General features: G+C 68.4%; 4 protein-coding genes. 2 read left to right on the top strand and 2 right to left on the bottom strand.

What is annotated here, in order from left to right; translation table 11 throughout:
• The first annotated feature begins 525 nt into the window (after nucleotides 1-525).
• Nucleotides 526-1056: a hypothetical protein gene (locus D9R02_RS11300; RefSeq protein ID WP_141756168.1), complete on the top strand. Its 531-nt coding sequence runs from the start codon at nucleotides 526-528 to the stop codon at nucleotides 1054-1056.
• Nucleotides 1057-1108: 52 nt separating this feature from the next.
• Nucleotides 1109-2959, top strand: a complete 1851-nt coding sequence (gene recQ / locus D9R02_RS11295; protein WP_121566929.1) for a DNA helicase RecQ — start codon at nucleotides 1109-1111, stop codon at nucleotides 2957-2959.
• A gap of 28 nt (nucleotides 2960-2987) precedes the next feature.
• Here the strand turns inward: recQ and D9R02_RS11290 are convergent, their stop codons facing one another.
• A complete protein-coding gene (locus D9R02_RS11290; RefSeq protein ID WP_121566928.1) occupies nucleotides 2988-3836 on the bottom strand; it encodes an alpha/beta fold hydrolase in 849 nt (282 codons plus the stop codon).
• A 76-nt stretch (nucleotides 3837-3912) separates the two neighbouring features.
• Entirely contained in the window at nucleotides 3913-4170 is a 258-nt protein-coding gene (locus tag D9R02_RS11285) for a DUF6480 family protein (RefSeq protein ID WP_039100644.1), read from the bottom strand.
• Between the last annotated feature and the right edge of the window lie 144 nt (nucleotides 4171-4314).

The raw sequence follows: 4314 nt of genomic DNA, 5'->3' as shown, positions 1-4314 counted from the left end.
CTCACCGCGTCCCTGCCCCGCCGCCGGACCGTGCCCTGCGTCGTCGTAGGGGGGTGTGACGACGCAGGGCACGGTCCGGCGGCGGGGCAGGGACGCGGTGAGAGTTTCGGGCGTGACGAAAGGCGCGGCCCGGTCGTCCGCAGACGACGGCCGCGCGGGTCAGCGCTGTCTGGTGCTGGCGTGAGAGCCGGCTGCCTCCTGGCGCACGTGAGCCTCGTTCCTCCGCGGGTGCGGATCGGGGTGACGTACCCGGCGAGTCTATCGCCGGGCTGTCGCACGTGCACCGAGGGCAGCTGAGGGGTGCGTTGGGGGGTGCTTTCCACGGGTTCATATGAAGGGAAAGGTGGGGTGCGCTGAATCCCCCACAGAGACGCATCTGACATGGGAAAACACCAATATAAGATACATATGTATGATAAAATCCATGTTTCTACATGAACGGCGGTGACACGGAGGACCACCATGGGCAGCGTAAGCATCGATCGCCGGCAACTGGCGAAAGGAGCTGCTTGGAGTATCCCCGTGGTGGCTGTAGCGACTGCCGCCCCCGCAATGGCCGCCTCGCCCACGCCGCAGCTCGACCCATGGGGGCGCGCCACGTGGAATTTGACCTGGTACACCGAGCGGGTGGACAACTACCAGAGCTTCAAGCTGTTCTCCACGACTCCGAAGTCCAATGTGCCGGGCCGGGGGTTCTGCGTGCTGAACACGAACTCTTCCACTCAGATTTCCAACGCTGCCGTGACGTACTACCTGCCCTACTACAGCTCTCTCACGTTCTCGGCACAGAACGGCCCGGGATTCAACGGCTGGAGCAGGCTCTCGCGGGACTCCAGCAAGTCGAACAAGTACTTCAACGGGGTGACCTACTACGCCTACACCACCGTCTACACCGGCGGGGTCACGGCGCAGGACGGGACCACGTGCCTGCCCTCATTCGGGTTCGAGAGCAATGACAATCTCTCCTCCACGGGGTACTTCTTCGTGGATCACTCGGTGCTGGTCAATGGCAACACCCTCAGAGCCAACTTCGGCCCTGTGACCATGGTTGGCTGAGGTCCCCTCCACAGCCCGGGCCCGCAGTGGCCGCACCGCCTACCCTGGGGGCATGACCTCCACGAGCACCGAAACCGAGTCCCTTGCTGTCCTGCGGGAGGTCTTCGGCTACGACGCCTTCCGGGGTGAGCAGGCGGAGATCATCGACCAGGTGGTCGGCGGCGGGGACGCCGTGGTGCTCATGCCCACCGGCGGCGGCAAGTCCCTGTGCTATCAGATCCCCGCGATCCTGCGGGAGGGCACGGGCGTGGTGGTCTCCCCGCTGATCGCGCTCATGGCGGACCAGGTGGCCGCGCTCGAGGCCGTGGGCATCCGCGCGGCATTCCTCAACTCCACGCTGGAGCCCTACGAGGCACAGGAGGTCGAACGGCAGCTCGGTGCCGGGGAGATCGACCTGCTCTACATGGCTCCCGAGCGGCTCATCCTGCCGCGCACCATCGACCTATTGAAGCGCTCGCCGGTTGCCCTGTTCGCGATCGACGAGGCGCACTGCGTCTCCCAGTGGGGCCACGACTTCCGCCCCGACTACATGGGACTCTCCGTGCTCGCGGACGCCTTCCCGGACGTTCCCCGCATCGCGCTCACCGCGACCGCCACGCGGGCCACCCACCAGGAGATCACCGAGCGGCTGCGCATGGAGAATGCGCGGCACTTCGTCTCCAATTTCGACCGCCCCAACATCCAGTATCGGATCGAGCCCAAGGACGGCGCCAAGGACCAGCTGCTGCGGCTGATCCAGTCGGAGCACCCGGGGGAGGCCGGCATCGTCTACTGCCTCTCCCGCAAGAGCGTGGAGTCCACTGCGGCCTGGCTCTCGAAGCGCGGGGTCACCGCCCTGCCGTACCACGCGGGGCTCGACGCCGCGATGCGCCAGGACACCCAGGTGCGGTTCCTGCGGGAGGAGGGGATCGTCGTCGTCGCCACGATCGCGTTCGGCATGGGGATCGACAAGCCGGACGTGCGCTTTGTGGCTCACCTGGACCTGCCCAAGAGCATCGAGGGGTATTACCAGGAGACCGGTCGCGCGGGCCGCGACGGCATGCCCTCCACAGCATGGATGGCGTACGGCCTGGGGGACGTGGTGAACCTGCGGCGAATGATCGACCAGGGCGAGGGCAGCGACCTGCACAAGCGCAACGCCCGCTCGCACCTGGACGCCATGCTCGCGCTGTGCGAGACCACGGACTGTCGCCGCGTGCAGCTGCTGCGGTACTTCGGGCAGGACTCGGAGGCCTGCGGGAACTGCGACACGTGCCTGAACCCGCCCAAGGTCTGGGATGCCACCGTGCCCGCCCAGAAGCTGCTGTCCACGCTCATCCGGCTGCAGCGTGAACGCGGTGAGCAGTTCGGCTCCGGCAAAGTGTTCGACATCCTGCTCGGTCGCTCGAACGACCGCACGGAGTCCTCCCGTCACCAGGAGCTCAGCGTGTGGGGGATCGGCCAGGAGCTGTCCGAGCGGGAGTGGCGGTCCGTGCTGCGGCAGCTGCTGGCGCGCCGGGTGGTGGAAGCCGTGGGCGACTTCGGCGTGCTGGTCCCCGGGCCAGAGGCCGGGCCCGTGCTGCGCGGGGAGATCGCCCTGGAACTCGCGGTGGACCGGGCCCCCGCCGCGCGTGGCGGCGGCCGGTCTCGCGGTGGTGCGGGCGGCGGGCGCTCACGCGCCGCGGACACGCTGGACGAGGCCGCCAAGGAGACCTTCGAGGCCCTGCGTGAGTGGCGGACCTCCGTGGCCAAGGAGAAGCAGATCCCGCCCTACATGGTGTTCTCGGACGCCACGCTGGTGGGGATCGTGGAGGCAACTCCGGCCTCGACCGCTCAGCTCAGCGGCATCAGCGGGGTGGGCGCCAAGAAGCTCGCCGAGTACGGGGACGCCGTGCTGGAGGTGCTGGGCTCCTCGGTCTCCTGAGACCGAGGACCGAGGTGGCCGATCGGTGTCAGCTGGCCGTGACGGAGGAGATCCGGTCCGCGATGGCGTACGCCACCCGGCCGGCCTCGCGCTCGGGAAGCCAGTGCCCGGCGTCGAGCTCGATGAACTCGTACGGTGCGTGCACGTACACCTCGGTCTCCTCCGCGGCCGTGCGGCCCAGGGCGGGATCCCGGTTGCCCCACACGAACGTGGTGGGCACCGTGATGATGCCGTTTCCAGCATGTGTGCCCGTCACGCCGTCCTTGCGGAACATCGCGCGGTACCAGTTGATGGGTCCGCGCAGCTCCTCGGCGGTGGAGAACCGCTGTCCGTAGCGGGACGCGGCGTCCTCGCTGATCCCCTGCTTGCGGGCGATCGTGCCGATTCTTCCCGCGAGCAGCCGCTCCGGTGCGGCAGGAATCTGGAACATGCCCATGTACCAGGACTTCTTGAGCTGGTCCGCGGTCTTCAGGGCGTGGCTCAGGGCGGTGGGGTGCGGCGTTGAGAGCACGGTCAGGGAGGTCACCCGCTCCGGGGCGCGCAGGGCAATGTCCCACGCGAGCACTCCACCCCAGTCGTGGCCCACAAGGTGGAACCGCTCGGCTCCGGCTGCGTCCGCGAGGGCCAGCGCGTCCCCGGAGAGCTCCTCGCGGCGGTATGCGGCCAGCTCGGTGGGCCGGGCGCCCGGGGAGTACCCACGCTGGTCCATGGCGAGAGTGCGCAGCCCCTGCGCGTTCAGCCGCTCCGTGACGGAGTCCCAGCAGCGGGCGTCCTGCGGGAAGCCGTGCAGCAGCAGGACCACGGGTCCGTCCTCTGGGCCCTGGTCGAGAACGTCGAACGTGAGTCCCTGTCGCGTGAAGCTGGTGATCCGAGTCATGCTCCCACCCTATGGCGCACGGAGGGGCTCGTCAGCCGCGGCCCCGGGCCTGGGGCGGGTCTGCGGCGGAGCGGGGCTAGAAGAACCCGATGACGCGCCCGATGACGGCCAGGACGATGAACAGCGCCACCACCACGGCCAGGCCGATCAGGACAATCTTGCCCACGGCGCCCTCGCCGGGGCGCTCGCGGTCCACCTCGTTGTTGGTGGGTCCCACGCCAAGTCCCTCAGCGGGCGGGGTGTCCCCCTCCACGCTGTACCCGGAGTGCTCATTGGCTGCTGCGGCTGCCTTGCTGCGGTCCCGCTCGGATTCCTCCGGATTGATGTCTGCCACCGTGGCCCACTTCCTGGGTGCTCGTGCGGAGTTGGTGGAGCCACTGTAGCAAGCAGGCTGAGTATTTGGGGGTCAGTCCGTCGTCATCACCTCTGCGTGCGGCGGGGTGCCGGGGTCGTATGGCGGGAAAGCGCGGGGCTGGAC

This window comes from Kocuria rhizophila (assembly GCF_003667225.1).
Classification (GTDB): Bacteria; Actinomycetota; Actinomycetes; order Actinomycetales; family Micrococcaceae; genus Kocuria; species Kocuria rhizophila.
The sequence above is the reverse complement of the archived record's forward strand: the minus strand, read 5'-3'. Positions and strand labels throughout refer to the sequence as shown.